Consider the following 26,913-nt stretch of genomic DNA (forward strand, 5'->3'; position numbering starts at 1 on the left):
AATCCCATATTGCAGGTTTTGACATGGAAATCCATTAAAGAAATGAAATCATTAACACTGATGTGTAGGCGGGCCTCGGTGGGAGAAATTGCCAAAGAATGGCTTACGATAGGCCGTTAATAAGTAGAAGGACTGATTTTGCAGAAAAAAGATTTGACTGATTTTGACGCTTGCCAAAGCTACCGTTAAGGTCAATCCCACAAACACCGCATTGGTGACAGTATCCAGCAAAAAAATCTCGTTGCTGGAGTGGTCGTTGGGCTGAAAAGGAGTATTAGGATTGGACGGTTTGTAAGGGTGGGCGTGGGTAATTATTTTTCCGCTCGAGAGCTTGTGCGCGTGCCGGAATACAATGCCATTCAGGAGCATCAGGGCAAAAAGCACCAAGATGCCATTGGCGATTGTTTTTCGTATGCGCTGACTGAAGAGCATGGAGATGGTGTTGTTTCGTAAATTTAACTACGTTATTTGATAAAAAGTTTAAATCCACAAAATAATTGCCAAAAACCGCGAAATTTACACGCGTCTCACCCTTACAACATTACTTTCTATGGAACTTTTTGGATTTTCTGTATTACTACTTTCCAAACTCTTTTTTGCAGCGTTTAATGGAATTCTATTCACCCAGTCGGGCTTGGACAAAGTCTTTCATTATCAAGGCAATCTCGATTATTTTAAAGACCATTTCAAAAAATCGCCCCTTGCCTCTACCGTTGGTTTACTGATGCCCGTCATTACCCTGCTCGAAACATCGGCAGGTGTCACCTCTTTAATTGGCTTACTCTTACTGCTACTTGGACACGACGCGGGTAACAGCGTGGCGGCGGCTGGCCTGGGATTGGGAGGGTTATCGTTGGTGTGTCTATTTTTTGGCCAACGAGTTGCGCAGGATTATGCAGGAGCAGCGGCATTAGTGCCTTACTTTCTGATGACAATGGCCGGGTTTGTCTTGTACGCCTTTTAAGAATACGCCGCTAAAGCGCCCAATCTCTCGGTCTTTAGCGGCGTATAAAATGTACTATACTTTTACGATTAGTTCATCCGGTTGGCTTTCCACTTACTTTTAACGGGTACTGCCGCACCCGTGCTGCCACTAACTGGCTTCTTTGACTGCTCCATCAAATACCCCACCAACGCCGCCGCAATTTGGGCCTCCTCTTCATCTATGCCTTTTTTGAGTACTTCTGGAGTAAAATAATGCTTCACAAAATGGGTATCAAATTGACCCGAAGTAAATGCTTCGTGCAACATCACAAATCGACAGAAGCCCAACGTCGTTTGTACGCCCGTGATTTCGTACTCATCTATGGCCCTTACCATCTTATCAATAGACTCCTGACGCGTAGCCGCATACGTTATCAATTTTGCAATCATTGGGTCGTAGTAAATCGGAATAGCCATGCCTTGCTCAAACCCATCGTCTACCCGCACACCATTCCCCTGCGGACGAACGTAGGTATGTAATGTTCCGACATCTGGCAAAAAATTGTTGGTCGGGTCTTCGGCATATACACGTACTTCCATCGCGTGCCCATTGATTTTCAGGTCTTCTTGTTTGATTTCCAAGACTTTTCCTTCTGCGACATAAATCATTTGCCGTACTAAGTCTACGCCCGTAATCATCTCCGACACAGGGTGTTCTACTTGCAAACGGGTGTTCATTTCAAGAAAATAGAAATTGAGTTTTTCATCGACAATAAATTCTACCGTTCCCGCACCATAATACCCACACGAACGCGCCACGTCAACGGCGCATTTACCCATGGCTTCCCGGATTTCAGGCGTCAGACAAGACGAAGGCGCTTCTTCCACCACTTTTTGGTGCCGACGCTGTACCGAGCATTCACGCTCAAATAAATGAATGATGTTGCCGTGCTGGTCCCCCAACACTTGAATTTCTACGTGACGAGGCGATGCGACGTATTTTTCGACAAAAACGGCACCATCGCCAAACGAGGCAATAGCCTCACTGACGGCACGCTCCATTTGTTCATCAAACTCTTCTTCATTCTCAACAATGCGCATTCCTTTGCCCCCACCGCCAGCACTAGCTTTAATCAAAACCGGATAACCAATTTGATTCGCAATTAATTTAGCCTCCGCGCGGTCTTCAACCGCATCGGGCGTGCCGGGCACCATCGGAATATTATACTTTGCAACGGTTCGTTTGGCCGATAATTTATCGCCCATAATCTCAATGCTCTGCGCCGACGGGCCAATAAAAATCAATCCTGCGTCTTTTACCATTTGCGAAAAGCGGGCATTTTCCGATAAAAACCCGTATCCCGGATGAATTGCATCGACTCCTAACTGCTTACACACTTCAATGATTTTGTCGCCTCTCAAATAAGACTCTGAAGAGGCCGCTGGGCCAATACACACCGACTCGTCGGCGTATCTAACATGCAAGGCCGTACGGTCAGGCTCGCTATATATGGCTACTGTTTTGATGCCCATTTCACGGGCGGTGCGCATCACACGCAACGCAATTTCACCACGGTTGGCTACAAGGATTTTTTTTATAGAAGGCATTGGGAATCATTAGATTATATAAATTCAAATCGGCTGTTGCCCAGAAACACACAACCTACTTAAATCAATGAATAACTTTTATGCTGTTAAAAGCACCGAAAGTTACAACTTATCGTTAAATGAGTTAAATTTATATTGGTAAATCACTATAGGCTAATGATAAAAAGCATTGGATTGTTGGGCATTTGGTTATTTTTTGGGCATCAAGTCATTCAGGCTCAGGAGGTATCGGTTGTGAAATGGAAAGAAATTCAAGACATTTTGTCACAGTCGTCCGATACTACATACATTGTTAATTTCTGGGCCACATGGTGCAAACCCTGCGTGGCGGAATTGCCGCACTTTGAAGAGGTTCAAAAAAATTACAAAGACCGGAATGTCAAAGTAATCATGGTTAGCATGGATTTTGCAAAGGATTTAACGGTGCGGGTAATTCCGTTTGTAAGTCAACATCAACTCACAGGAAAAGTTTGGTTGTTGAATGAACCCGACGCCAACAATTGGATTGATAAAATCAGCACCGAATGGTCGGGGGCTATTCCAGCAACCTTGATTGTCAACAATCAAAAAAAGAAAAAAGTCTTTTTTGAACAAAAATTAGACTATGACCGTTTGGTGAAGGAACTATCTGATTTTCTGTGACTTTTTAATCGAATAGGGTCAAAACAGCAGTTAACACAACTAACATGAAAAAGAAATTTTGGGTACCATTTATCATAACACTGACCTTAGGTACTTTGGTCAGCGCGGCACTTCGACAAGAGCACCCTCAAACCCCGCCTGCGGGCTACCCGATAGGTGGAACCGTGGCCGACTTCAAGCTTAAAAACATAGACGGTAGCGTTATTTCTTTATCAAATTACAAAGACAAAAAAGGCGTAATCGTCGTCTTTACTAGCAATCATTGCCCTTTTTCGAAGGCCTATGAAGAGCGTATCATCGGATTGGATAAAAAATACGCCGCACAGGGCTTTCCTGTATTGGCCATTAACTCTAACGACGCTAGTGATTATGAAGAAAATTCCTTTGACAACATGAAAAAACGCGCTCAGGAAAAAGGATACTCGTTCCCTTATTTACAGGATGAAACCCAAGCGGTTGCAAAAGCATTTGGCGCTACGCGTACTCCTCATGTATTTATACTACGAAACGACGGAGGTAAATTTACGGTACAGTACATCGGAACCATCGACGACAATTATCAAGACCCCGCTGGGGTAACTAAAAGATACGTTGAGGATGCTGTCTCCAATATTCTGATGGGTAAGCCAGTAGTTGTAACCCAAACGAAGGCCGTTGGCTGCGCCATTGGTTGGAAAGACGCTTAAAATTTCTGATACAATTTAAAAGAAAAGGCTCAACAAACGTTGGGCCTTTTCTTTTAAATTTCCAGTAAGCTCCACTTCCAAAACCCTAGCTTGGCCAAACAATATCGGACTGAGACCCTCAAAACCCCCAAGCCATATTTCATGCTTCGTTGAAAATTAATGGAAGAAGCTTCATCAAAATACTTGGTCGGACACGTCACTTCCGCGATTTCGTAACCTTTCCAGAAAACTTGGGCAATCATTTCGTTGTCAAAGACAAAATCATCATCACACTTATTGAAAGGAACATTTCGCAGTACTTCGCCAGAAAAGGCGCGATACCCCGTATGGTATTCTGATAATTTTTGATTCATTAGAATATTTTGCGCAAGCGTCAAAAACCGATTTGCAATGTATTTATACATCGGCATTCCCCCTTTAAGTGCTCCTTTTCCCAAAATTCTTGACCCAAATACTACTTGGTAAAGATCATTGCCAATGATTGAGATCATGGCCGTAAGTAGTAAGGGAGTATACTGATAATCAGGGTGAAGCATGATAACAATGTCGCCCCCAAGTTCAAGTGCTTTAGAATAGCAGGTTTTTTGGTTTCCACCATAACCTTTATTTTTATCGTGGCGAATCACGTGTTTAATCCCAAGCCGTTCTGCCACTTCGGTGGTATTGTCGGGACTGGCATCATCCACCAAAATCACCTCATCGACCAAATCAAAAGGTATTTCAAGGTACGTTTTTTCGAGCGTAAGCGCTGCCTTATACGCAGGCATTACAACAATCACTTTTTTGTTTTTATACATAAATCAGATTCTGCAATTCAACGTTTTATGAACTGCCACGCGGCAAAATTAGCTTTATCAAACAGTATTTCCAATCGCTTCCAAAACTTCCACCCGGACAGGCACTCCCACAAAAACCGCATTGCCAGTCAATTCATCAATGACCAAGTCATCAGTCAAGTCATTGACACTCACTCCTGCGTGCGTTTGCGCTACCGAAAGTTGGACGCCATCTCGCCCATGCCCGTATCCGTGAGGCAGACTCACTGTCCCTTTCATTACCTTATCCGTAATTTCGACGGGAACCGTCACCTCCCCTACTCTTGAACTGATTTTTACATTATCCATCTCAGAAATAGCACGTTGCCTAGCATCGTCTGGGTGCATCATTAATGTACACCGATTGCGGCCTTTTACGAGTCGCTGCGAGTTGTGTAGCCAAGAGTTATTATCACGTAAATGCCGACGATTGGTCAATAACAAGTCAAAGTGCGTATTTACTTTACTTTCCTGCCAAACCTTTCTAATACGGAGGATATCCTTTACCAATAGTTCAGGAGCAAGATGAATTTTTTTATCCTGCGTCAACAACCGATTTGGCAAATCAGGCCGTAGTGGGCCCAAATCCAACCCATGAGGATGTTGACGGAGGTGTTCCAAGCTTAAATTGTACCCACCAAAGCGCAAGCCTAAATCAACTTTTGCGTGCGGGTCCTGAGGAACGGCCCCAGCCTCTCCCGAAAGCCGCGCCGATAGCTCCTGAAAAATTTCCCAATCGTATTTTGCATTTTCTGCTTTGAAAAACAACGGCTCTGAAAAACGCGTGACGTTACGAACGGCCAAGGCGTTGAATGTTAAATCGTAATGCGCCACTTCCAACCCCGTAGCGGGCGGTAAAATATAATCTGCATAACGGGTGGTTTCGTTAATGTAAATATCAATCGCCACCATAAATTCCAACCCCTCCAGCGCTTTATCTAATTGCTGACCATTGGGTGTTGACAGGATTGGATTACCGCAACTGGTAATCAGTGCTTTTATCTGCCCATCCCCTTCAGTCAGTATTTCTTCTGCAAGCACTGATACAGGAAGCTCGCCCATGAATTCGGGTAAACCCCGAACTCGGCTACGATGACGATTGTACTTGTTATAAGTTCCTTTAGTATTGGCCAATATATCCACGGCAGGGTGAGTAAACATGGCCGTACCAGCCCGATCAATATTGCCCGTTACTACATTCAGGACATTTAAAAGCCATTGACATGCTCCACCAAATGCCTGCATTGAAAGCCCGACGCGTCCATACACAACGGCTGAAGGAGCATTTGCAAACGCCCGGGTTAAGTTCCGAATAGAATCAGCCGAGATGCCCGTTTTTAGTTCTACTTTTTCTGGTAAAAATTCGGCCACAAGTGTCCTTACCTCATCCAATCCTGTGACAAAAGCGGGCGTTTTATCTAAACCTTCATCAAAAACAACCTGTAACATTGCCAACAGTAAAAACACATCTGTACCTGGGCGAATAAAATGATGTGCATCGGCTTTGGCGGCGGTTTCGGTAAAACGTGGGTCAATCACCACCACTTTCCCTCCCCGCTGTTGGATGGCTTTCAGTCGGTTAGCCACATCGGGAACCGTCATTAGACTTCCATTAGAAGCAATAGGATTACCGCCCATAATAAGCCAAAAATCAGTATGGTCAATGTCGGGAATGGGCAACAGAAAAGGATGCCCGAACATTTGCCAAGCCGCAAAATGATGAGGCAGCTGGTCAGCAGAAGTAGCCGAATATATATTTTGGGTCTTCAGTGCCCTCATCAATCCCGTTCCAGACAGAAAAGTACCAGAATTATGGACCGACGGATTGCCCGCATACATCGCAACTGCGTTGTTGCCATCGCGCGCCTGAATTGCTTTTAGCGTCGCCGCTATATCATCAAATGCTTCCGACCAACTTATTGTTTCCCACCCTGTTTCGGTACGCTTTAATGGCAACTTAAGTCGGTTAGTATCTTCGTATATATCCTTTAATGCCAATGCTTTAGGACAAATATGACCTCGGCTAAAAGGGTCATTTTTATCCCCGTTGATGGCTATAACTTGAGTGCCTGAATAAGAAATCTCTAATCCACAAATAGCTTCGCATAAATTGCACGCGCGGTAATGAACACTGGGATTTGTCATGTTTTTAGCTTGTTTGATGCAATTTATCAATTTTCTGCATGCTGATTGTGTGTTTTTTAGGCAAGAAACAATAAAGCGTCAACACACTGTAAATGAACACTTTACTTTTTCTTTGTCCTTCCACTTTCTAACTTCTTTTTTTAGATACTTTTTTGATTTTCAAAAAGTTACTATCTTTGCGTCCCGTTTTAGAAAAAGCACAGTAACATCATAAATAGTTGATACAGAAATGAAAAAGGGCATTCATCCAGATTACAGAGAGGTAGTTTTTTGGGATTTGTCGAGCGATCACAAATTCATCACGCGTTCTTGCGCACCTACCAAAGAAACCATTGATTTCGAAGGCAAAAACTATCCTGTTTACAAAGTCGAAGTTAGTTCAGAATCTCACCCATTCTATACTGGCAAAAACACTTTGATTGATACCACAGGTCGTGTTGATAAATTCTTCAAGAAATACGGAAAAAAGTAGTCATCCGTCATTTCCTGATTTAATTGGAAATCGAAATAAAAAAGCGGTAAGTTGCCCTAGGCAGTTTATCGCTTTTTTGTTTTTCAGGAGATAAGCTTGAATAACTGTAAACCTGCCATTCCTAAGAATATCCAGCCCAGTAATTGATTAAGGCTAATTTTCCCCAACTTCCCAAGCAATTTTTCCCGGTATCTGCTTGTCAAATAGGCTACTCCAAACAATAAGGCTAACGCCCCCAAAACTGCACCCATCACAAAGGCAATCTGCTCACTAGGTAGATGAACTTTTAATTGTTCATACCCTTGAAATTGCACCAGAATAAACAACCAATACGGAAAGAGCTGCGGATTCAAAATCGCTAACGAGAAGCCTTTTAATACATCCGACCGACCAGTGGGCGATTCAGCTTTATTCATGGTTCGGGCACTACTCCGAAAAAGTGTAATTCCTATCGCAATGAGTATTGGAATAGAAGCCCATTCAAGCAGTCGCCAAACATCAGGATGTTTTTCCAGCCACATACCAGCCCATACGGCGGCAGCGGCATAAATCAATTCGGGCACACATCCTCCCAGCGCAACCAGTAATCCAGCCTTTAAGCGGCGTTTCAAGACTGTATGTATAACAGTAAGATTCACGGGACCTAATTGAAGCGAGCCAACAAAACTGATTCCTGCCGTGGCCAGAAGGATAAGAAGAGCTTTTTCCATGCATCTTTAACGCACAATTGCCTGCGGCGGTTTCAACTTTCGTAAGGCGATGGGCTCACGGCCGTCCATCCTCCGTCCACCACGAGAGATTGCCCCGTTATATGACCCGCTAGAGGCGAAACCAAAAACAACGCCGCGTGGGCAATATCCTGCACTTTTGCAGGCCGACCGATGGGTGTTATGCGTCCCCACGTTTTTTCATACTCGGGGTCTTCAGCGGTGCGTTCGGTCATGGTAGCACCAGGAGCTACTGCGTTAATGGTAATACCATAAGGCGAAAGTTCAACAACTAAGCTTTTTGCTAACATTTCAAGTGCTGCTTTTGTCATGCCATACGCCGCAAGAAATTGGTGCGCTTGATGCCCCGTTACCGACGACATCAACAAAATGCGCCCCCCTTCACCCTGCAAACGCATTTGACGCGCCGCCGCCTGTGTCAAAAAGAAACTCCCCCGAAGGTTTAAATCTAACAACTTTTGTAACGATTCGGGCGTATACTCAAAAAAATCCCCAAAAGTAGTGATACCCGCATTGGCAACAATTATTGTAAGTTTGCCAAACACACGAACCGCTTCACTCACCATGGCCTGCACAAAATCTACATCAGCGGCATTGCCACTGTAAGCAACACACTGTCCTCCCGACTTTTGAATAAACTCAGCGGCTTTCTCTGCCAGTTCCTCATCCAAATCATTGAGCAAAACCGCCGCTCCCTGCTCCGCTAGTTGTCGCGCAATTTCTAGCCCAATGCCTTGCCCTGCGCCAGTTACGATGGCAACCTGATCTTTAAATTGTAACATTAATCGTTGTACTTATTTATTTTGAGATGAATCAATGGTTGGCTTTTTACTCCACCAACTCGCTAATAATGAGCCTGTAATATTCATAATGGGGCCAAAAAGTGCTGGTGCAAGGCCGACAGTAGCTACTTTTCCCATTTGCAGTGCAATGCCTGATGCTAATCCACCATTTTGCAGTCCTACTTCAATCGCCACCGTACGGCAATCCTGCTCGGGAAGTTTTAAAACTCGTGCGCTCCAATAGCCCAACAAATAGCCACTTATGTTATGGATTAAGGTACAGATAATCAGTACCCCTCCTACTTTGAGTAAACTTTCGCGACCTGCTGCCGTAATAATGCAAATAATCAGGGCAATCCCAGCCATAGAAACCAGCGGCATGTACTTATTTAAAAACTCAGTTTGATTTCTAAACACTTTATTGACTATCAATCCCACGCCAATGGGTAATATGATAATTTTCAGAATTTCAACCATCATCTTAAAGAAGTCAACTTCAATAAATGCTCCTCCTAATAATTTCATCAATAATGGCGTTAAAATAGGAGCCAACAAAGTCGCAGATGAAGTAATGGTAAGCGACAACGCTACGTTAGCTTTGGCAATGTAAGCCATTACATTGGATGCCAAGCCACTAGGCGAACATCCTATAAGAATTACGCCTGCTGCAATTTCAGGGGGGAAATTAAAACTTGTTGCTAAGGTGTACCCAATAATCGGCATGATGGTAAACTGGCAAATCAACCCGATAACTACACTTTTTGGTGATTTTACAACGGCTTCAAAATCTTTAGGACTCATGGTTGTACCCATGCCAAACATAATGATTTGGAGCAATGGCACGATGAGTGTTTTTAGCTGAAAGTCTCCGACTTGGGTGAAGTATTCTGGAAAAATCATGGCCAGTGTTGCAGCCACTATAATGGATAGCGTATACAGGTAACTTTTCATTCGTTAAAATAGTCAGAGGTTTAAAAGCATAAATGCACCTACAAAAGCAAAAGCAAAGCCTGAATTACTGCCAGTCGGCTATAAAGCCCCTTTTAAATTCAAAAAGCTTCCTACCAATGGCAGGAAGCTTTTTGAATTTAACTATTTGTATTTTTTATGCTTCAAACAATTTTACAAAATCATCGAAAAGATAACGTGAATCATGAGGGCCTGGCGAAGCTTCGGGGTGGTATTGCACCGAAAACGCTGGCTTATCTTTTCTTTTAATTCCTTCAATCGTTTTATCATTAAGATTGATGTGCGTCACTTCTACGTCGGGATGAGCTTCGATTTCATCGGGGCTAACCGCAAAACCGTGGTTTTGTGAAGTTATTTCACACAGACCAGTTTGGAAGTTTTTCACGGGGTGATTTAACCCCCGGTGACCATGGTGCATTTTGAAAGTCGAGATCCCACTGGCCAACCCCAAAATTTGATGTCCCAGGCAGATACCGAAAAGTGGCTTATTAGTATCCAAAAATTGCTGAACTGTCTTCACTGCATAAGGCATTGCCGAAGGGTCACCTGGACCATTTGAGATAAAAAATCCATCTGGATTCCATGCCATTACTTCTTCAAAAGATGTTTTAGCGGGAAATACTTTACAAAAACATCCCCGTTGGGTTAAATTCAACAAAATACTTTTTTTAACCCCATAATCCATCACTGCGATACGATACTGCGCCGTTGATTCATCGCCCATAAAATAAGGTTCGGTCGTACTCACCAACGAGGAAAGCTCCAATCCATCCATGCTCGGAACCTCTTTCAAGTGTTCCATTAATTTTTTCTCATCGAGTATTTCAGATGAGATAATCGCATTCATAACCCCCTTTTGTCGTACATGACGTACTAACTGGCGGGTATCCACTTCACTTATGCCAACGATATTGGCTTTTTCGAAGTATGATTGAAGCGAAAAATCTGCTGTTTTACGAGAATAAATCTGCGAAAAAGAATTACAGACCATTCCGCTAATTTTGATTGAGCTGGATTCCTCCTCGCTTTCCAATTGTACACCATAATTGCCGATGTGCGCATTTGTATTAACTACAATTTGACCATAGTAAGATGGATCAGTATAGATTTCCTGATAACCCGTCATACCAGTGTTGAAACATATTTCACCACCCATGGTACCGATTTTACCGAGAGCTAAACCTTTCAGTGCTGTTCCGTCTTCAAGAAGTAAGAGTGCCGGTTGTTGAGAACCCATTTTATATTGGTATTGTATGGTTACGGTTGTCATAAACGAGGGTATTTTTTGTCTCTATTTATGCCAACCTGAATTTGATTTTGCAAATTTCAAAAAAAAGGGGCTAAACTTTCGTTTAACCCCTTCTATATTTTAACTTTTCTTCATTTTATTAAAGTATATATGAGAAAAGTTATTCTTGGCCACCGTTTAATTCATCTTGCCAAGCTTTCAATTCACCAAATTTGCCATCACGAGCAAGGGCGGCTTGCTGAGGCCATGTTGCGGGGCTTTTTGAACCGATGCCCGCTGCCGATACAATTTCCTGAATTGCTTCAGGAGTCATGTCTGCCAATTGAGCAAAAGTCGTTACACCTGCATCTGCAAGAGCTTCGGCGATTTTCGGTCCAATTCCTTCTACAATTTCCAAATCATCAGCACTTGAAGTTTCAGCTTCTGCTACAGGAGCTTCTTCAATAACTGGAGTTGCTTTTACTTCTTTCACTTCTACGGCCGAGGTCTCAGCATCAGCACCTTTCTTACCACCACGGCGGCTACGACGTGTTTTGGTTGCTTTTTCTTCGGCAGCAGTCAATAATGTTTCGTTGAAATCAACCAATTCCATCAAACAAACTTCAGCAGCATCACCTTGACGGGTACCCAGTTTGATAATACGAGTGTAACCACCCGGACGGTCAGCGATTTTGTCAGCTACAGTACTGAAAAGTTCTTTCACTACATCCTTCTCAGGAATGTAAGAGAAAACAATACGACGGTTGTGCGTATTATCTTCTTTTGCACGGGTCAAAATTGGCTCAATGTACTTCTTGAGTTCTTTTGCTTTAGCCAATGTTGTCTGAATGCGTTTGTGTAAAATCAAAGACGCCGCCATGTTACGCAACAAAGCGCTGCGGTGTGATGAGGTACGTCCTAAATGATTGTCTTTCTTACCGTGTCTCATTGGTTTGAGTTTGTGATTAGCTTCGAGCGGCGGTTCACGCGCTTCAGAATACTAACCGGTGAAACAATTTACTTAAAGTTTGGGCTTCGAAAGGCCATGACTTATTACTAAATCAGCTTTCGAAGCCCAATAATTACTTAGTCCTCATCCAAGCGGTACTTGACAACGTCCATACCGAATGTCAGATTTTTCTCAGCGACAAGTTGTTCTAATTCAGTAAGTGATTTCTTACCGAAATTACGGAACTTCATCATATCGGCTACTTCAAGTTTTACAAGGTCTCCCAAGGTCTTGATATCGGCTGATTTGAGACAGTTGTAAGCTCTCACTGACAAATCAAGGTCAGCAAGAGGCGTTTTCAGAAGTTTGCGCATACGCAACATTTCTTCATCAACCTCGCTTACTTCGTCGTTTTTCTGAGTCTCAAACGTCATCGTTTGATCTGAGAACAACATAAAGTGCTGAATCAAAATGTAAGCTGCGCCTTTCAGTGCTTCTTCTGGGTGAATTGACCCATCGGTTGTCACTTCGATTAACAATTTTTCGTAGTCAGTTTTCTGCTCAACGCGCGTATTTTCAACGCTGTACTTAACATTTTTGATAGGTGTGTAAATCGCATCAATAGGGATATGGCCGATTGGCAACTCCTGATTACGCGGTTCATCAGCGGGTACATAACCACGACCTTTTTCAATCAAGATTTCCATCTCAAATGTCATCTGGTCGTCAATATGGCAAATAACTAAATCAGGGTTTAAAACCTGGAATGATGACGTAAACTTGGCGATGTCGCCCGCAGTCACCACCGATTGATTTTTAACGCTTACTGTAATTTTGTTATCAACCATTTCCGAAATCTTTTTGAAGCGAACCATTTTGAGGTTCAGCACGATTTCGGTAACATCTTCCACAACTCCTTCAATCGAAGAGAATTCATGGAGCACACTGGGAAATCTAACGCTGGTGATGGCATAGCCTTCCAACGATGAAAGTAGGATACGACGCAACGCATTACCGATGGTTACACCGAAACCTTTCTCCAGTGGCTTGAACTCAAACAACCCGTGAAAGTCGTCGGCTTTTTCCATTACGACTTTGTCGGGCATTTGGAATGCTAAAATAGACATAGGATTAGCAGTTTTTTTAGAGTCCGAAGGGCGGTAATTAACCGCAAAAAAGTATGTTTTACCAAACACACAAAAACAAAACCCTTGATATGGAAACACCACATCAAATGGGTTTTGTAATGATTTAAGACTATTTAGAGTACAATTCGACGATTGCTTGCTCGTTCACGTTCTCAGGAATCTGATCGCGTTCTGGGTACTGAACAAACTTTCCAATCAACAAACTGCTATCCCATTCAAGCCAATTGAAACGTTTTGCAGTAGCTGTACGTGCTGCCAAACTTTCAGTGATTGCTTCAAGAGATTTTGATTTCTCGCGAACACCAACGATTTGTCCAGGGCGCAATGAGAATGATGGAACATTCACTACTTCTCCATCAATTGTTATGTGCTTGTGGCTTACCAATTGACGAGCCGCACGGCGAGTAGGAGCAATTCCTAAACGATAAACGGTGTTATCAAGACGAGCTTCGCAAAGTTTTAGAAGGTTTACCCCTGTAATACCTTCACGAACAGCTGCACGGTGAAATAAATTACGGAATTGGCGTTCCAAAATTCCGTAGGTATACTTTACCTTTTGTTTTTCTTGCAATTGAAGTGCATATTCAGACTTCTTGCTGCGACGTCCGCGACCATGTTGGCCGGGAGGATAGTTTTTCTTATTCAGCGCCTTGCTGGGACCCATGATGGCCTCACCAAAACGACGCGAAATCTTGGACTTTGGACCTGTATAACGTGCCATTTGAATTTGATTTATTTAAACACAAAAATTACCGTAGGAACAATCCTGCAACCCCAGTGTCCAAATTGCGGATTGTCCTTACGGCCTTATAATAACTTAAGAATTAAACTCTTCTACGTTTGGGGGGACGGCAACCATTGTGTGGAAGCGGAGTAATATCTTTGATTGTAGTCACTTCAATACCGACATTTTGTACAGTACGGATAGCTGATTCACGACCTGAACCTGGGCCTTTCACAAAGACTTCTGCTTTACGCATGCCAAGGTCGTATGCAACTTGAGCACAGCTTTGAGCGGCAGTTTGAGCGGCATAAGGAGTGTTTTTCTTAGAACCTTTGAAACCCATTTTACCAGCAGATGCCCAAGAAATCACTTGTCCAGACATGTTGGTAACCGAAATAATAATGTTGTTAAATGAAGCTCTAATGTGAACTTGACCCACTTGCTCCACCTGTACAACGCGCTTTTTAGCTTTATCTTTACGCTTATTTTGAGCCATTTTTTTGTAATGTTAATCGTTAGTTGTTATCGCTTCGGAAAGCCGTTTGTTAATGGTTATCTGTTACAGATGTTCACAATTAACAAACAGATAACGGATAACTTTACTTACTACTTAGTAGCTTTTTTCTTGTTGGCTACAGTCTTACGCTTACCTTTACGAGTACGGCTATTATTTTTGGTTCTTTGGCCACGTACAGGTAATCCTTTACGGTGACGCAAGCCACGATAACAACCGATATCCATCAACCGTTTGATACTTAGCTGTACTTCTGAACGAAGTGCACCTTCCGTATTAAATTCACCGTTAATGATTCCACGAACAGCATTAGACTCTTCGTCAGACCATTCAGCTACTTTTTTGTCAAAATTGATTCCAGCTTTCTCCAAAATTTTACGAGCAGAGCTACGGCCTATCCCGTAGATGTAAGTCAACGAGATTTCTCCACGTTTTTTGTCTGGAATGTCAACACCTGCAATACGTGCCATATCTTATAATTATCCTTGTCTTTGTTTGTACTTGGGATTTTTCTTATTGATAACGTAAAGTTTACCTTTTCGGCGAATTACTTTACAATCAGCACTGCGCTTTTTAATAGACGCTTTTACTTTCATTGTTGTATGTGATTTTGGATTTAAGATTTCGGCTTCTCGTGACGGGAATTCTACTAAACTCCTTTATCCTATTTTAACCTACAATCTACAATCAAGTTACTACTATTTATATCGGTAAATAATCCGAGCCTTTGACAAGTCGTAAGGCGACATTTCGAGTTTAACTCTGTCACCCTGCAAAATTTTGATATAGTTCATTCGCATCTTACCAGAGATATGAGCAATTACCTCATGTTTGTTCTCCAGCTGTACTCGAAACATAGCGTTAGAGAGCGCTTCTACTATAATTCCGTCAACTTCGATGAGTCCTTGTTTTGCCATATACTGCTTTTCGGTAAGTGAATTAGATGCTTACCATTAACGTCGTATTTTCAGTTACTTCTTCTATGTACTTAAACGTCGTTAAAATTTCTGCTTTGCCTTTACGAACCAACACAGTGTGCTCAAAATGTGCAGCAGGTTTTCGGTCTGTTGTTCGGATAGTCCATCCGTCCTTCTCCTGAACTACGGATCTTTTTCCTAAGGTAATCATTGGTTCAATCGCAATCACAATTCCTTCCCGCAACTTAGGTCCCTGTCCTCGTTTTCCGTAATTTGGTACTTCAGGACTTTCATGTAAATTACGGCCTACACCATGCCCGACCAATTCTCTAACAACACCATAGCCAAATTTTTCAACGTATGATTGAATCACGTAGCCAATATCACCTACTCTTTTACCTTCTACTGCCTGCTCAATCCCTAAATACAGTGACTGTTTAGTGCGCTTTAGAAGGTTCATTACTTCAGCACTTATGTTTCCTACTGGGTAGGTATATGCACTATCGCTATGAAATCCATTTAACTTAACTCCACAATCAATAGAGATAATATCTCCTTCTCGCAATTGATATTGGCTTGGAAAACCATGTACTACAATATCATTCAGCGAAATACAAAGTGATGCTGGAAAACCATTATAACCTTTAAAAGAAGGCTGACCTTTATGGTCTTTGATAAACTCTTCAGCTACTTTATCTAATTGCTTAGTAGTAATACCAGGCTTTATCCACTTTGCCACTTCGGCATGTGCTTTTCCCAGAACTTGTGCGCTTTCTTTAATCAGTAAAACTTCTTCTTCTGATTTAAGAAAAATCATTTTTGTCATTATACTGCTACAGTTTCAGTACGGCCTTTTACTCGACCAGACTTCATTAAACCTTCGTAGCGTTTCATGAGGAGATAACTTTCTACTTGTTGCAAAGTATCAAGTACAACACCAACCAAAATTAACAATGATGTACCTCCAAAAAACTGTGCAAATTCTCTGGTCATACCAGTCATACTTGCTAGTGATGGAAGAATAGCTACTACCGCGAGAAGTATTCCTCCTGGTAAAGTAATACGATCCAACACCGTAGCAATAAAGTCAGAAGTAGAAATCCCTGGTTTAACTCCTGGAATAAAACCTCCTCCTCTTTTCATATCGTCAGCAATTTGCTGAGGACTAATCGCAATCGCGGTATAGAAAAACGTAAATACGATGATTAAAGTAGCAAAAAGACCGTTGTATTCCCAAGTTGTATAATCATTGAAAGTGGTTGCTATTGAACTAGCAAAATCACTTTTTTCTGCAAATAAGCCTGCAACCAATGAAGGTATAAACATAAGAGCCTGTGCAAAGATAATTGGCATTACACCCGAAGTATTAAGCTTAAGGGGCAAGTACTGTCTCTGACCACCCATAACTTTGTTTCCAACTACTTGTTTTGCATACTGGATTGGCACTCTACGTACTGCCTGTGTCAAAGCTACTGCAAACATTACGACTAAGAACAGTGCTACGATTTCAAGAACGAAAATTAATGCCTCTCCTGTACCTCTTGAAACAGCTTCCTGATAAATAGCTCTTGGAAAACGCGATACAATACCAATCATAATCAACATTGATGTACCATTTCCAATTCCGCGGTCAGTGATTCTTTCACCCAACCACATACAGAAGATTGTACCCGCTGTTAAAATAAAAACGGATGATATTGTAAAAGCTGCACGAGTAATTAATAGCGCATCCGTTGGTATCGTAGTTTGCAAATAACTTACCGACTGAGCAATTGTAACAAAAATGGTTAATACTCGGGTAATCTGATTCAATTTCTTACGTCCTGATTCTCCTTCCTTCTGCATTTTCTGGAAATAAGGAAGTGCCATTGTTAATAACTGAATGGCAATAGAAGCAGAAATGTAGGGCATGATACCCAGAGCAAAAATTGAAGCCTTACTGAAAGCCCCTCCCAAAAATGTATCTAACAAGCCTAATAAGCCTGATGTATCGATATTAAGTTTGCTACTGTCTACTCCAGGTAGAACAATGTAGTAACCAAGACGATAAACCGCAATCAAAAGGAGAGTATAAAGAATTCTATTCTTTAACTCTTCAATTGAAAAGATATTTTTTAAGGTCTGTATAAACCGTTTCATGCGTTTGTTAGATTTACCCGTGAAAAAATCAGGCAAAGTTACAAAAAATCTTTGGTAAGATTACAAAGTAACGGCTTTACCGCCTGCTTTTTCAATAGCCTCTGCTGCTGCTTTTGAAAAAGCATGAGCTTTCAATTCTACGGCAACTTTTAATTCGCCACGGCTAAGAATCTTTACTAAGTCAGTTTTTGAAACTAAACCGTTGTTGTACAACACTTCAATGTCGATAACAGTAGCATTTGTTTTTTCAACCAATGCCTGAATTGAATCTAAATTTAGTGCTTTGTACTCTACGCGATTAATGTTTTTGAAGCCAAACTTCGGCACACGTCTCTGAAGTGGCATTTGCCCTCCTTCGAAGTGACTTTTTTGGCTGTAGCCTGAGCGTGATTGAGCACCTTTGTGTCCACGCGTAGATGTACCGCCCATTCCTGAGCCATGCCCTCTACCTAGGCGTTTTTTTGTTTTTACCGAGCCTGAGGCTGGTTTTAATGAGCTAAGATTCATTGTCATATGCCAATTAGATCTCTTCGACTTTCACCAAATGATTTACTTTCTGAATCATACCAGAAATGGCAGGATTGATTTCAATCTCTATACTGCGACTGATTTTACCTAATCCTAAAGCAGCTAAGGTGCGCTTTTGGTCTTCGGGTCTTCCAATCTTACTTCTTACTTGTGTTACTCTTACCTTTGCCATTTTCCCAAAAGATTATCCATTAAATACTTTGGCCAACTTTACTCCGCGTTGGAATGCAACTTGGTGAGGAGCTCTCATCTTAAGGAGTGCATCAATAGTTGCCTTCACTACATTGTGAGGGTTTGATGATCCTTTTGATTTTGCTAACACGTCGTGTATACCAGCGGCTTCTAGAACAGCACGCATAGCACCTCCTGCAATAACACCCGTTCCAGGGGCAGCTGGCTTAACAAAAACCAGACCTCCACTAAATTTACCGTGCATTTCATGAGGAACTGTTCCTTTTAAGAGAGGAACTTGTACAAGGTTTTTCTTGGCGTCCTCGATTCCTTTTGCAATAGCATCAGTTACTTCGTTAGCTTTACCTAAACCATAACCTACTACTCCTTTGCCGTCACCTACGACCACAATTGCTGAGAAACTAAAACGACGACCACCTTTTACTACTTTGGCAACGCGGTTGATAGCCACAACCTTTTCTTTCAGGTCTGCCTCGTTGTATTTCACAGGTTTGATACTGTTTGACATATCTTATTAGAATTTGAGACCCCCTTCGCGGGCGCCGTCTGCCAGTGCTTTTACTTTGCCGTGATATAAATAACCGTTGCGATCAAATACAACTGAACTAACGCCAGCTGCAATTGCTTTCTCAGCCAGTTTAATGCCTACTTTTTTCGCATCTTCTGCATTGACACTCGCTTTATTAGTGGTATCAAGCTCAATAGATGAAGCAGAGACTAAAGTTACTCCTTTTGTATCATCAATTACCTGCGCATAAATGCGTGCATTTGAACGAAATACTGAAAGGCGAGGCTTTTCTGTTGTTCCAGCTACTTTCTTCCGAATCCGGTACTTGATGCGCTGTCTTCTGTCGCTTCTTGCTAAAGCCATGATTGATTACAATTTTCAGATTACTGATTACTTCTTAGCTGCTGCTTTACCAGCTTTACGTCTGATTTGTTCTCCAATGAAGCGGATACCTTTACCTTTGTAAGGTTCTACTTTACGGAAAGAGCGGATTTTAGCGGCAATTTGACCCAAAAGTTCTTTGTCGATACACTCTAAAAAAACCTTCGGGTTCTGCCCTTTTTCCATTGTTGCAGTAACCTTCACTTCTGAAGGTACAGCAAAATAGATACCGTGTGAATAGCCAAGGCTCATCTCAAGAATATTATTATTCACGGACGCCTTATAACCTACCCCAACAATTTCCAGCTCAGCTTTATAGCCTTCATTCACACCCGTCACCATGTTACTGATGAGAGAGCGGTAGAGACCGTGCAATGCTTTATGACGCTTTTGTTCAGTCGGACGTACGACCGTCAATTCGCTTCCTTCTACTTCTACCTTAATGTCGCGGTCAATGGTACGGGCTAACGTTCCTTTGGGACCTTTCACAGTCACAACGTTATCGTCAGATACACTTACTGTGACGTTTGCTGGTAGCGTAATCGGCTTTTTTCCTATACGTGACATGTTCTTTCTGTGAATTTTATCAGTAAACGTAACACAATACTTCTCCGCCCACGTTGAGCACGCGCGCTTCTTTGTCGGTCATTACCCCTTTAGAGGTAGATACAATCGCTACTCCAAGACCATTGAGGATGCGTGGAATATCGGTAGCACCCGAATATTTACGCAAACCTGGCTTGCTTACACGTTGCAAGTCAACAATTGCTGATTGCTTTGTTACTGGGTTGTACTTTAAAGCAATCTTAATAATACCCTGCGGGCCATTATCTTCAAACTTATAGTTTTGGATAAAGCCTTTATCGTAGAGTACCTTGGTGATCTCCTTCTTGATATTAGAAGCAGGTATCTCCACAACCCGGTGCTTCGCCTTTATGGCGTTTCTGATTCTCGTCAGATAATCTGCTATGGGATCGGTTAACATTTCTCTACTGATTTGTTGCGGCCCTTCCGTAAAAGGGCTGCAAAGTTACGGAATTGATTTTAAAAAACAAAAGAGATTTACCAGCTGGCTTTGGTAACACCAGGGATTTTTCCTGCCGAAGCCATCTCGCGGAATACCACCCGGCAAATACCAAACTTACGCATGTATCCACGGGGACGTCCAGTTAAACGGCAACGGTTGTGCAAACGAACTGCTGATGAACTACGTGGCAGCTTGTCTAAACCTTCCCAATCGCCAGCTTCTTTCAATGCAGCTCTTTTGGAGGCATATTTAGCAACCAGCTTTTGTTTTTTCAATTCTCTTGCTTTTACGGATTCTTTAGCCATTTCCTTATTTCGTTGAAAAAGGGATTCTTATTTCTTACCTTTAGTAAAGGGCATACCAAGCGATTTAAGCAATTCGTAGCTTTCTTCGTCAGTATTGGCGGTAGTTACGAACGTGATATCCATACCAGAGATTTTGTTAATTTTATCAAACTGAATCTCAGGGAAGATAATTTGCTCTTTTACGCCAAATGTATAGTTACCACGTCCATCAAAACCTTTGTCGCTGATACCTTGGAAATCACGTACACGAGGTAGGGCAATAGAAGTCAAACGGTCTAAAAATTCAAACATACGGTTGCCGCGAAGAGTAACTTTAACACCAATCGGCATTTTTTCACGCAACTTAAAGTTTGAAATCGCTTTCTTAGAGATGGTAGGTACTGCTTTTTGACCTGCAATAATTGTAATCTCTTCAAGACCTTGATCAATCAACTTCTTATCAGCTACCGCTGCACCAATTCCTTTGTTGATAACAATTTTCGACAAACGAGGTACTTGCATTACCGATTTATACTGGAACTTGTCTTGCAAATGCTTAACGACGTCCTTTGTGTATTTTTCTTTTAATCTCGGAGTTGCCATTTTTTATTTTTTTTTGTGGATTTCCGACCCACAGTGATTTATTAGAGTTTACAATGAAGGGTTTCTCACCCATTCATCAAACCACTTACTTTGAAGGATCAGCGATAAACTTACCTGATTCTTTAGAGTAACGTTGCAACTTACCTTCTTCATTGGCTTTACGGCCAATACGAGTAGGTTGTCCAGTTGCAGGATCAACAAGCATCAGATTACTGATATGGATTGAGCCTTCTGTTTTCTTCAGTTCACCTTGTGGATTGGCGGCCGTTGGCTTGATGTGTTTAGTGATCAAGTTGACCCCTTCCACAATCGCACGTTGCTTCTCTACCAATACTTTGGTGACTTTACCCGACTGGCCTTTAGAGTTACCAGCAATTACCTTCACCGTGTCACCGGTACGAATGTGTAATTTGGGTTGTTTGTTGTATTTTCTTTCCATTGCTTCTACAATACTTCAGGTGCCAATGAAACAATTTTCATAAAATTTTTCTCGCGCAATTCACGAGCAACAGGACCGAAGATACGAGTACCGCGAGGTTCATCTTGGTTGTTGAGTAATACGACGGCATTGTCTTCAAATCGAATATAAGAGCCGTCTTTGCGACGGATTTCTTTTTTGGTACGAACAACTACAGCTTTTGAAACTGTACCTTTCTTTACGTTACCTGAAGGAATTGCCTGCTTAACTGTCACTACTACTTTGTCTCCGATAGAGGCGTATCGTTTCCCAGTTCCGCCTAATACACGGATAACTAGTACTTCTTTTGCGCCACTGTTATCGGCCACAGACAGTCTTGATTCTTGCTGTACCATTGTTATTTCGCTTTTTCAATGATTTCGACTAATCTCCAACGCTTGTTCTTACTGAGCGGGCGGGTTTCCATTACGCGAATGGTATCTCCTACTCCACACTCATTGTTTTCGTCATGCACCATCAGTTTGGTAGTTTTTTTCATAAACTTACCATATTTTGGGTGCTTAACTTTACGCTCTACCGCGACAACACAAGATTTTTCCATCTTGCTGCTTACCACGCGGCCAACTCTGACTTTGCGTAAATTTCTTTCTACAGTTGTAGTTGTTTGTGCTGCTGCCTCCATTGTGTCGGTTATTTTGCAATTGGGGTCTCCTGACCATTATTACGCGCTTGCGGCTTTATCCTTAGCCGACAACTCCGTCATCAACCTTGCAATCAGACGGCGCGTATTACGAATACGCATCGGATTTTCAATCGGAGATACGGCGTGAGCAAACTTCAACTTGAGTAGACGATCTTGCTCCTCAACAAGGGTTTGCTTCAATTGCTCTACCGTCAGCGCTTTGATTTCACTATTTTTCATTTGACTAATGCTTATTCTGCTTCTTCTTGATGATCGCGACGAACTACGAATTTAGTCTTAACAGGTAACTTTTGAGCGGCTAGACGAAGTGCTTCACTTGCGAGTTCGAGTGATACTCCTGTAGCTTCAAATAGAATCGTTCCTGCCTTAACGGGAGCTACCCAATATTCGGGAGCACCTTTACCTTTACCCATACGAACCTCTAGGGGTTTTTTGGTAATAGGTTTGTCAGGAAAAATTCGAATCCAAACCTGACCTTCACGCTTCATAGCACGCGTTACAGAAATACGAGCCGCTTCAATCTGTCTGGCTGTAATCCAGCCTGGTTCAAGCGTTTTGATGGCAAACGTACCGAAAGCGATCTGGTGGCCACGAGTGGCCATTCCTTTTTCAGACCCTTTACTTTTCTGTTGTTTGCGGAACTTGGTTCTTTTCGGTTGTAACATGGTTCAGCAGTATTTTCGGAGTCAATAAAGACCCGTTGCTTTCGATAATTACTTTTTCTTATTACGGTTATTGTTGTTCCGGCCTTTACCAGGACCGTTTCCAGCTCCAGGACCGTTTCCAGCTCCGCGGCGATCTCCACCTCCGTCACGATCTCCACCACCGCCTCTGCGACGATCTCCATCACCACCTCTACGACGATCCCCACGGTCTCCTCCACGGTCATTACCACCAGCACGTTCTGCTGAAGCAGCTCCACCACTTATTGGAGATAAATCACGCTTTCCGAAGATTTCACCTTTGAAAACCCATACTTTGATACCGATTTTACCATATACGGTAAGCGCTTCTGAAATTGCGTAATCAATATCGGCACGGAGTGTATGAAGAGGCACACGTCCTTCTTTATATTCTTCTGTACGGGCCATTTCAGCACCACCCAGACGACCAGATACACGAACTTTGATTCCTTGAGCACCTACACGCATCGCAGATGATATCGCTTGCTTCATAGCACGACGATATGATATACGATTTTCTAATTGTTGAGCGATAGACTCTCCCACCAATTTAGCATCAATTTCAGGACGCTTAATTTCGTAGATGTTGATTTGGATATCTTTACCCGTAATCTTCTTTAACTCTTCCTTAATCTTGTCGACCTCGTTTCCGCCTTTACCGATTACAATTCCTGGGCGGGCCGTGTGAATTGTAAGGGTGATACGCTTCAAAGTACGTTCAATGACTACTTTGGAGATAGCACCTTTAGGAATACGAGCGGAAATATATTTGCGGATCTGCTCGTCTTCAATCAGCTTGTCGGCAAACTCACGTCCTCCGTACCAGCTTGAATCCCAACCACGGACGATACCGAGTCGCAGACCTATAGGATTAACTTTCTGTCCCATTCGTTATTGAAATTTTAGGCTTCTTGTTGGATTACTTCTGCTGCATCATCTACCACAATTGTAATGTGGTTAGAGCGTTTACGAACACGGTAAGCACGACCCTGAGGTGCTGGACGCAGACGCTTCAACATTGCGCCACAATCAACAAAAATTGTTTTTACGTACAATTCAGCATCTTCGAGTTTAGCATCTTCGTTTCGTTGCTGCCAGTTGGCAACAGCCGACATCAATACTTTTTTCAAAACTGGAGCGGCACCCTGCGGTTGATATTGCAAAATTGCCAGCGCACGGCTCACTTTCTGTCCTCTAATCATATCAGCTACAAGCCGCATTTTACGAGGTGAAGTGGGTACGTTTCTTAATATAGCTCTTGCTTCCATTTTCTTGTTGTGCGTCGTTAGTGGTTAGTGTCAGTCATTAGGTCAAATGGCTATTGACTGAACAACTATTGACTATTCTATCTTTTGCCTTTATCTTTTTTGGCAATGTGTCCCCGGAAATTACGTGTTGGGGAAAACTCACCCAATTTGTGCCCGACCATGTTTTCGGTTACGTACACAGGGATGAACTTATTTCCATTGTGTACTGCAAAAGTATGACCAATAAAATCTGGAGAGATTGTACTGCGTCTTGACCAAGTCTTGATAACTGATTTCTTGCCGGCACCATTCATTACGTCAATTTTGGTCTGAAGGCGGAAATCAATGTACGGTCCTTTTTTTATCGAACGTCCCATTTATCTTCGATTATTTTTTACGTTTGCTAATAATCAAACGGTTTGAATACTTTTTCGGAGTACGTGTCTTTTTACCTTTAGCGTATAAGCCCGTACGAGAACGAGGGTGACCTCCTGATGCACGACCTTCACCACCACCCATAGGGTGATCGACTGGGTTCATCGCAACCCCACGAACTCGTGGACGAATACCCAACCAACGCTTACGGCCTGCTTTTCCGAGGCTTACGTTCATGTGGTCAGCGTTAGAGACTGAACCTACCGTAGCAATACACGTTGAAAGTATCATGCGCATTTCGCTTGATGGCATACGCAATACTGCATATTTACCATCACGAGCTACTAACTGTGCATAAGTACCTGCGCTGCGTACCAATTGTCCTCCTTTACCAGGATGTAATTCTACATTGTGAACAATTGTACCAATCGGCATTGAACTTAAAGGAAGTGCGTTACCTACTTCAGGTGCTACACTAGTTCCTGACACAACAATTTGTCCTACTTTAATACCCTGCGGGGCAAGGATATAACGTTTTTCTCCGTCTTGGTATTCAACCAATGCGATACGAGAAGAACGGTTAGGATCGTATTCGACTGATACTACTGTTGCTGCAACATCAAACTTTTCACGTTTGAAGTCGATAATACGGTACATGCGCTTGTGACCACCACCAATATAACGAGCTGTACGACGACCTTGGTTGTTACGTCCACCTGTCTTTTTAATAGGGGCCAACAAGCTTTTCTCAGGCTTGTCGGTTGTGATTTCATCAAACGACGGAGCCGTACGAAAGCGCTGACCGGGAGTTGTTGGTTTTAGCTTAATGACTGCCATTGTTTTTTTCAGTTATTTGCTACTTCAACGATTTAGTTAGGCGATATCTGAATAAATATCAATTATTTCGCCTGCTTTTAGAGTCACGATGGCTTTCTTGTACGTTGAAGTAATACCACTAATTGCTTTACCTCGTGACATTCTTGATTTTTTTCTGCCGATTGAACGCATGGTATCCACACTTGCTACCTTAACACCATACACTTTTTCGATGGCGTTTGCGATTTCAATTTTATTGGCAGTTTTAGACACTTCAAATACATACTTGCCCAAATTGCTGAGCGCAGTAGCTTTTTCGGTCAATATCGGTCGCTTGAGTACACTCATTGTCTTACTTGTTCAAGAGATTTTCTAACTTCGACACTGCAGTCTCACTAATCAACAATACTTCAGCATTGATGAGATCGTAAGTATTTACAGAATCAACCGTAGTGATGTTTACCTTTGGAATATTGCGGCCAGACAAAAATACGTTATCGTCGTGGTTGGGCAGAATAAGAAGTGTTTTCTTATTTGTTAAAGAGAAAGCACTCAAGAAAGAAAGATATTGCTTGGTTTTAGGACCTTCAAAAGTAAAATCTTCTACAATTGAAATGCCGTTTGCCTTCGCTTTTGTCGAAAGAACTGACTTACGCGCCAACACTTTCACTTTCTTGTTAAGTTTGAAGCTGTAGTCACGAGGTCTTGGTCCAAATACTCGACCACCTCCTACGAACAAAGGCGATTTGATTGACCCTGCACGGGCGCCTCCAGTTCCTTTTTGACGCTTAATTTTTCTTGTAGAGTACGAAACTTCTGCGCGCTCTTTTGATTTGTGCGTACCTTGACGCTGATTAGCAAGATATTGCTTTACGTCTAAATACACTACGTGCTGATTTGGCTCAATGCCGAATACTGTTTCGGCAAGGGCTACTTTCTTGCCCGTATCTTGTCCTTTTATATCTAATACTGAAAGTTCCATTGTCTTGATCGGATTGAACGGTTCGCGTTAGCGATTAATTACTTCTCGATGATTACAAACGAATTTTTCGCACCCGGCACCGAACCACTGATAACAACGAGATTCTGCTCAGGAATTACTTTCAACACTTTAAGGTTTTGAACCTTAACGCGGTTATTCCCCATGCGTCCTGCCATACGAATCCCTTTGAATACTCGAGAAGGGAATGAACATGCACCAATTGAACCCGGGTGACGTTGGCGGTTGTGCTGGCCGTGTGTTTGGCCGCCTACCCCTGCGAAACCGTGACGTTTTACTACACCCTGAAAACCACGTCCTTTGGCAGTACCTACCACATCAACGAAGTCTCCTTCACCAAATACATCTGCTACCGACAATGCTTGGCCAAGGTTAAGTTCTTCTTCGAACTCCTTAAATTCAACCAGCTTGCGCTTTGGCGTAGTACCTGCCTTTTTAAAATGACCCACGAGCGGTTGAGTCGTATGCTTTTCTTTTTTTTCTCCGAAACCGAGTTGGATAGCCTTGTATCCATCAGTTTCATCGGTTTTGACTTGCGTAACAACACAAGGACCAGCTTCAATTACCGTACATGCCAGAGCCTGCCCGTCCGCACTGTACACACTAGTCATCCCGATTTTTTTTCCTATTAAACCAGACATCTTTTTGATTTACAGCAGGTTATAAAATTTATTTTACAAAACGGACTGCAAAAGTCTGAAATTAATTTCAGCAATCCAACTATTTTACTTTTTTTATTTTTTATTTCAACAAAAAAG

The 26,913-nt window shown here is 42.4% G+C and carries 41 protein-coding genes; 4 read left to right on the forward strand and 37 right to left on the reverse strand.

The window, feature by feature from the left end; genetic code table 11:
- Positions 1-51 precede the first annotated feature (51 nt).
- On the reverse strand, positions 52-432 hold the full coding sequence (locus DR864_RS17140) for a DUF8478 family putative metalloprotein (protein ID WP_114068129.1): 381 nt from the start codon (positions 430-432) through the stop codon (positions 52-54).
- Positions 433-550: 118 nt separating this feature from the next.
- Here DR864_RS17140 and DR864_RS17145 point away from each other — a divergent pair, with 118 nt between their 5' ends.
- Positions 551-964 carry a DoxX family protein gene (locus tag DR864_RS17145; protein WP_114068130.1) on the forward strand — a complete coding sequence of 138 codons (414 nt, stop codon included), beginning with the start codon at positions 551-553 and terminating at the stop codon, positions 962-964.
- Between the two features lie 68 nt (positions 965-1,032).
- Here DR864_RS17145 and accC read toward each other — a convergent pair whose 3' ends face one another.
- A complete protein-coding gene (gene accC / locus DR864_RS17150) occupies positions 1,033-2,532 on the reverse strand; it encodes an acetyl-CoA carboxylase biotin carboxylase subunit (protein ID WP_114068131.1) in 1,500 nt (499 codons plus the stop codon).
- Between the two features lie 156 nt (positions 2,533-2,688).
- Here accC and DR864_RS17155 point away from each other — a divergent pair, with 156 nt between their 5' ends.
- Together DR864_RS17155 and DR864_RS17160 are read left to right on the forward strand one after the other, a co-directional pair.
- Positions 2,689-3,174: a TlpA disulfide reductase family protein gene (locus DR864_RS17155; RefSeq protein WP_114068132.1), complete on the forward strand. Its 486-nt coding sequence runs from the start codon at positions 2,689-2,691 to the stop codon at positions 3,172-3,174.
- Positions 3,175-3,218: 44 nt separating this feature from the next.
- Positions 3,219-3,860 carry a thioredoxin family protein gene (locus DR864_RS17160; RefSeq protein ID WP_114068133.1) on the forward strand — a complete coding sequence of 214 codons (642 nt, stop codon included), beginning with the start codon at positions 3,219-3,221 and terminating at the stop codon, positions 3,858-3,860.
- A 53-nt stretch (positions 3,861-3,913) separates the two neighbouring features.
- Here the strand turns inward: DR864_RS17160 and DR864_RS17165 are convergent, their stop codons facing one another.
- Both DR864_RS17165 and DR864_RS17170 read right to left on the reverse strand, forming a co-directional pair.
- Positions 3,914-4,657 carry a glycosyltransferase family 2 protein gene (locus tag DR864_RS17165; protein WP_114068134.1) on the reverse strand — a complete coding sequence of 248 codons (744 nt, stop codon included), beginning with the start codon at positions 4,655-4,657 and terminating at the stop codon, positions 3,914-3,916.
- A 57-nt stretch (positions 4,658-4,714) separates the two neighbouring features.
- Positions 4,715-6,820 (reverse strand): molybdopterin oxidoreductase family protein, encoded by a 2,106-nt coding sequence (locus DR864_RS17170; protein ID WP_114068135.1) that lies wholly within the window; start codon positions 6,818-6,820, stop codon positions 4,715-4,717.
- 229 nt (positions 6,821-7,049) lie between these two features.
- Here DR864_RS17170 and DR864_RS17175 point away from each other — a divergent pair, with 229 nt between their 5' ends.
- Entirely contained in the window at positions 7,050-7,292 is a 243-nt protein-coding gene (locus tag DR864_RS17175; RefSeq protein ID WP_013927405.1) for a type B 50S ribosomal protein L31, read from the forward strand.
- An 83-nt stretch (positions 7,293-7,375) separates the two neighbouring features.
- Here the strand turns inward: DR864_RS17175 and DR864_RS17180 are convergent, their stop codons facing one another.
- The 33 genes from DR864_RS17180 to rplC all read right to left on the reverse strand — a co-directional run bounded on the left by DR864_RS17180 (position 7,376) and on the right by rplC (position 26,796).
- Positions 7,376-8,002, reverse strand: a complete 627-nt coding sequence (locus DR864_RS17180) for a LysE family translocator (RefSeq protein WP_114068136.1) — start codon at positions 8,000-8,002, stop codon at positions 7,376-7,378.
- A gap of 32 nt (positions 8,003-8,034) precedes the next feature.
- A complete protein-coding gene (locus tag DR864_RS17185) occupies positions 8,035-8,802 on the reverse strand; it encodes an SDR family NAD(P)-dependent oxidoreductase (protein WP_114068137.1) in 768 nt (255 codons plus the stop codon).
- A gap of 12 nt (positions 8,803-8,814) precedes the next feature.
- Complete coding sequence (locus tag DR864_RS17190; RefSeq protein WP_114068138.1) at positions 8,815-9,753, reverse strand: bile acid:sodium symporter family protein; 939 nt, start codon at positions 9,751-9,753, stop codon at positions 8,815-8,817.
- Between the two features lie 154 nt (positions 9,754-9,907).
- On the reverse strand, positions 9,908-11,041 hold the full coding sequence (gene carA, locus DR864_RS17195) for a glutamine-hydrolyzing carbamoyl-phosphate synthase small subunit (protein ID WP_374755736.1): 1,134 nt from the start codon (positions 11,039-11,041) through the stop codon (positions 9,908-9,910).
- 139 nt (positions 11,042-11,180) lie between these two features.
- Positions 11,181-11,948 carry a 50S ribosomal protein L17 gene (gene rplQ, locus DR864_RS17200; RefSeq protein WP_114068140.1) on the reverse strand — a complete coding sequence of 256 codons (768 nt, stop codon included), beginning with the start codon at positions 11,946-11,948 and terminating at the stop codon, positions 11,181-11,183.
- Between the two features lie 137 nt (positions 11,949-12,085).
- Positions 12,086-13,075, reverse strand: a complete 990-nt coding sequence (locus DR864_RS17205; protein WP_114070339.1) for a DNA-directed RNA polymerase subunit alpha — start codon at positions 13,073-13,075, stop codon at positions 12,086-12,088.
- Positions 13,076-13,205: 130 nt separating this feature from the next.
- A complete protein-coding gene (gene rpsD, locus DR864_RS17210; protein WP_114068141.1) occupies positions 13,206-13,817 on the reverse strand; it encodes a 30S ribosomal protein S4 in 612 nt (203 codons plus the stop codon).
- 103 nt (positions 13,818-13,920) lie between these two features.
- Positions 13,921-14,316, reverse strand: coding sequence for a 30S ribosomal protein S11 (rpsK, locus tag DR864_RS17215; RefSeq protein ID WP_114068142.1), 396 nt, complete (start codon positions 14,314-14,316; stop codon positions 13,921-13,923).
- A 110-nt stretch (positions 14,317-14,426) separates the two neighbouring features.
- The gene (rpsM, locus tag DR864_RS17220; RefSeq protein WP_013927414.1) at positions 14,427-14,804 is read right to left on the reverse strand and encodes a 30S ribosomal protein S13; all 378 of its coding nucleotides are present in this window, start codon (positions 14,802-14,804) and stop codon (positions 14,427-14,429) included.
- Between the two features lie 9 nt (positions 14,805-14,813).
- Positions 14,814-14,930 carry a 50S ribosomal protein L36 gene (gene rpmJ, locus DR864_RS17225; protein ID WP_013927415.1) on the reverse strand — a complete coding sequence of 39 codons (117 nt, stop codon included), beginning with the start codon at positions 14,928-14,930 and terminating at the stop codon, positions 14,814-14,816.
- A 102-nt stretch (positions 14,931-15,032) separates the two neighbouring features.
- The gene (gene infA, locus DR864_RS17230) at positions 15,033-15,251 is read right to left on the reverse strand and encodes a translation initiation factor IF-1 (RefSeq protein ID WP_013927416.1); all 219 of its coding nucleotides are present in this window, start codon (positions 15,249-15,251) and stop codon (positions 15,033-15,035) included.
- A 22-nt stretch (positions 15,252-15,273) separates the two neighbouring features.
- A complete protein-coding gene (gene map, locus DR864_RS17235; protein ID WP_114070340.1) occupies positions 15,274-16,068 on the reverse strand; it encodes a type I methionyl aminopeptidase in 795 nt (264 codons plus the stop codon).
- 8 nt (positions 16,069-16,076) lie between these two features.
- On the reverse strand, positions 16,077-17,390 hold the full coding sequence (secY, locus tag DR864_RS17240; protein WP_114068143.1) for a preprotein translocase subunit SecY: 1,314 nt from the start codon (positions 17,388-17,390) through the stop codon (positions 16,077-16,079).
- 60 nt (positions 17,391-17,450) lie between these two features.
- Complete coding sequence (rplO, locus tag DR864_RS17245) at positions 17,451-17,897, reverse strand: 50S ribosomal protein L15 (RefSeq protein WP_114068144.1); 447 nt, start codon at positions 17,895-17,897, stop codon at positions 17,451-17,453.
- A 13-nt stretch (positions 17,898-17,910) separates the two neighbouring features.
- Positions 17,911-18,090, reverse strand: a complete 180-nt coding sequence (rpmD, locus tag DR864_RS17250; protein ID WP_013927420.1) for a 50S ribosomal protein L30 — start codon at positions 18,088-18,090, stop codon at positions 17,911-17,913.
- Between the two features lie 12 nt (positions 18,091-18,102).
- Positions 18,103-18,618: a 30S ribosomal protein S5 gene (rpsE, locus tag DR864_RS17255; protein WP_114068145.1), complete on the reverse strand. Its 516-nt coding sequence runs from the start codon at positions 18,616-18,618 to the stop codon at positions 18,103-18,105.
- Between the two features lie 6 nt (positions 18,619-18,624).
- Entirely contained in the window at positions 18,625-18,981 is a 357-nt protein-coding gene (rplR, locus tag DR864_RS17260; RefSeq protein WP_114068146.1) for a 50S ribosomal protein L18, read from the reverse strand.
- 27 nt (positions 18,982-19,008) lie between these two features.
- Complete coding sequence (rplF, locus tag DR864_RS17265; RefSeq protein WP_114068147.1) at positions 19,009-19,566, reverse strand: 50S ribosomal protein L6; 558 nt, start codon at positions 19,564-19,566, stop codon at positions 19,009-19,011.
- A 19-nt stretch (positions 19,567-19,585) separates the two neighbouring features.
- The gene (gene rpsH, locus DR864_RS17270) at positions 19,586-19,984 is read right to left on the reverse strand and encodes a 30S ribosomal protein S8 (protein ID WP_013927424.1); all 399 of its coding nucleotides are present in this window, start codon (positions 19,982-19,984) and stop codon (positions 19,586-19,588) included.
- Between the two features lie 77 nt (positions 19,985-20,061).
- Positions 20,062-20,331 (reverse strand): 30S ribosomal protein S14, encoded by a 270-nt coding sequence (rpsN, locus tag DR864_RS17275; RefSeq protein WP_013927425.1) that lies wholly within the window; start codon positions 20,329-20,331, stop codon positions 20,062-20,064.
- A 27-nt stretch (positions 20,332-20,358) separates the two neighbouring features.
- Positions 20,359-20,913 carry a 50S ribosomal protein L5 gene (gene rplE / locus DR864_RS17280; RefSeq protein ID WP_114068148.1) on the reverse strand — a complete coding sequence of 185 codons (555 nt, stop codon included), beginning with the start codon at positions 20,911-20,913 and terminating at the stop codon, positions 20,359-20,361.
- An 85-nt stretch (positions 20,914-20,998) separates the two neighbouring features.
- On the reverse strand, positions 20,999-21,352 hold the full coding sequence (gene rplX, locus DR864_RS17285; protein WP_114068149.1) for a 50S ribosomal protein L24: 354 nt from the start codon (positions 21,350-21,352) through the stop codon (positions 20,999-21,001).
- Positions 21,353-21,357: 5 nt separating this feature from the next.
- On the reverse strand, positions 21,358-21,726 hold the full coding sequence (gene rplN, locus DR864_RS17290) for a 50S ribosomal protein L14 (RefSeq protein WP_114068150.1): 369 nt from the start codon (positions 21,724-21,726) through the stop codon (positions 21,358-21,360).
- Between the two features lie 2 nt (positions 21,727-21,728).
- A complete protein-coding gene (rpsQ, locus tag DR864_RS17295; RefSeq protein ID WP_114068151.1) occupies positions 21,729-22,013 on the reverse strand; it encodes a 30S ribosomal protein S17 in 285 nt (94 codons plus the stop codon).
- Between the two features lie 39 nt (positions 22,014-22,052).
- On the reverse strand, positions 22,053-22,253 hold the full coding sequence (gene rpmC, locus DR864_RS17300; RefSeq protein WP_013927430.1) for a 50S ribosomal protein L29: 201 nt from the start codon (positions 22,251-22,253) through the stop codon (positions 22,053-22,055).
- Between the two features lie 11 nt (positions 22,254-22,264).
- Positions 22,265-22,699 (reverse strand): 50S ribosomal protein L16, encoded by a 435-nt coding sequence (gene rplP / locus DR864_RS17305; protein WP_114068152.1) that lies wholly within the window; start codon positions 22,697-22,699, stop codon positions 22,265-22,267.
- Positions 22,700-22,747: 48 nt separating this feature from the next.
- Complete coding sequence (gene rpsC / locus DR864_RS17310) at positions 22,748-23,605, reverse strand: 30S ribosomal protein S3 (RefSeq protein ID WP_114068153.1); 858 nt, start codon at positions 23,603-23,605, stop codon at positions 22,748-22,750.
- A 14-nt stretch (positions 23,606-23,619) separates the two neighbouring features.
- Entirely contained in the window at positions 23,620-23,985 is a 366-nt protein-coding gene (gene rplV, locus DR864_RS17315; RefSeq protein WP_114068154.1) for a 50S ribosomal protein L22, read from the reverse strand.
- Positions 23,986-24,062: 77 nt separating this feature from the next.
- The gene (rpsS, locus tag DR864_RS17320; RefSeq protein ID WP_013927434.1) at positions 24,063-24,341 is read right to left on the reverse strand and encodes a 30S ribosomal protein S19; all 279 of its coding nucleotides are present in this window, start codon (positions 24,339-24,341) and stop codon (positions 24,063-24,065) included.
- 10 nt (positions 24,342-24,351) lie between these two features.
- On the reverse strand, positions 24,352-25,176 hold the full coding sequence (gene rplB / locus DR864_RS17325; RefSeq protein WP_114068155.1) for a 50S ribosomal protein L2: 825 nt from the start codon (positions 25,174-25,176) through the stop codon (positions 24,352-24,354).
- 36 nt (positions 25,177-25,212) lie between these two features.
- Complete coding sequence (gene rplW / locus DR864_RS17330; protein ID WP_013927436.1) at positions 25,213-25,503, reverse strand: 50S ribosomal protein L23; 291 nt, start codon at positions 25,501-25,503, stop codon at positions 25,213-25,215.
- 4 nt (positions 25,504-25,507) lie between these two features.
- On the reverse strand, positions 25,508-26,137 hold the full coding sequence (rplD, locus tag DR864_RS17335) for a 50S ribosomal protein L4 (RefSeq protein WP_114068156.1): 630 nt from the start codon (positions 26,135-26,137) through the stop codon (positions 25,508-25,510).
- 38 nt (positions 26,138-26,175) lie between these two features.
- Entirely contained in the window at positions 26,176-26,796 is a 621-nt protein-coding gene (rplC, locus tag DR864_RS17340) for a 50S ribosomal protein L3 (RefSeq protein WP_114068157.1), read from the reverse strand.
- Positions 26,797-26,913 lie beyond the last annotated feature (117 nt).

The organism is Runella rosea (genome assembly GCF_003325355.1).
Lineage (GTDB): Bacteria > Bacteroidota > Bacteroidia > Cytophagales > Spirosomataceae > Runella > Runella rosea.